Genomic DNA, 1,410 nt, shown 5'->3' on the forward strand with positions numbered 1-1,410 from the left:
GGCCATGGTCTACCTCGGCAACAATCTCGAAGAGGGCGTGGGCGCGGAGGCGGACCCGGTGGCGGCCAACGGGTGGTATCGCAGGGCGGCGGAGCTCGAAGACGCCGAGGCTATGGTCTACCTCGGCAACAATCTCGAAGAGGGCGTCGGTGCGGAGGCGGACCCGGTGGCGGCGAACGGGTGGTATCGCAGGGCGGCGGAGCTCGGGGACGCCAGGGCCATGGGCAATCTCGGCAACAAACTCGCGCGGGGCGTGGGTGCGGAGGCGGACCCGGCGGCGGCGCTGCAGTGGAGCCGCAGGGCGGTGGAAGCTGGTGGCGTGGAATTCCGCGGCGGCTACGCTGTTCTCTCGGCGCTATTAGGCGAGGACGGACCAAGCCTCTTGGACGAGAGCGCCATTGTCGTCCCGTCGGCGACCCTGCGAGGCGACTGGATCGACTTACCTCCGGTCCCCGCATTGTGGCGCGACATGGGCGAGCCGGACGCCGAGGATTGCTTGACGAAGCTAGCTCAAGCCGCGGGCCTCGAAGGCACGCCCGGCCTTTTTGCCGGACTTTGCGCGACCGCACTGCGCACAGCCGAGCCTCCCTGTTATCCGGATCTCGCACTGGTCGACGTTCAGTTCGCATCGGACGCTGACAACGACGTCCGGCTTGTATCGGCGCTAGTCGGCCCCAAAGGCGCAACCCTGTTGGACGGAACCTCGTCGCGGCTATCTATGGTCAACAAGCTGCACCTGCGGCTTGATGAACCGGTGGAGCGGGAGGCTTATTTGCGGATTTTCTGCGGGTTTGCCCGTGGAGCGGAAGACCCGTTCATAATCTTAGATTGTCTGGAGGACATTCCGTTTGCAAGCGCCCCTCTGTCCATGGCGTTGCCTGAAGCCAGCATCACGCCGCCCAAGGAGCTCCGAGCGACAGAAAACGGAACGCTGCTTTCAGCTGTTGTGCTTGGCGGCAACGTATTGTTCCGCGCGGAGTTCAACGTTCTTCCCGACGGCATGGTCCACATTCTTATGCATGAGCAGATCTCAGGGGACCTCCCGCTTAGGCGAAGAAAATACGATGGAGTGTTTCGGAGCTGCCCCCGATAACGAGCACGAAACATCTTGTTGCCTTTCTATTAGCTCGCGCCCGCTCGGCTAATTGTACATCTGGACCCTGATTGTTCGAGACTCGTTCGAAATTCTCTCGCGACAGCTCGAGATAATTATAGTCTCGGACACGCATTTTGAGGAAAAGCCATGCAGCGCAATTTCTGCGGGAAGTTGAGGGCAGATCGCACCTGCCAGATGTGCGCCGCGAGGTCTGCCGGAAGGTCTGACGCTGGGCGCGAGGGTCGGTCGGCGCGGATCGCAAGATGTGCGCCGCGGGGTCTGCCGGGAGGTCTGACGCTGGGCGCGAGGGTCGG

At 62.8% G+C, this 1,410-nt stretch carries 1 protein-coding gene; it reads left to right on the top strand.

Annotation, left to right across the window (positions count from 1 at the left end; genetic code table 11):
- On the top strand, positions 1-1,093 hold a 1,093-nt coding region (locus BM064_RS26665), incomplete at its 5' end, for a tetratricopeptide repeat protein (RefSeq protein ID WP_143103492.1).
- Positions 1,094-1,410 lie beyond the last annotated feature (317 nt).

This window comes from Albimonas pacifica (assembly GCF_900113695.1).
Lineage (GTDB): Bacteria > Pseudomonadota > Alphaproteobacteria > Rhodobacterales > Rhodobacteraceae > Albimonas > Albimonas pacifica.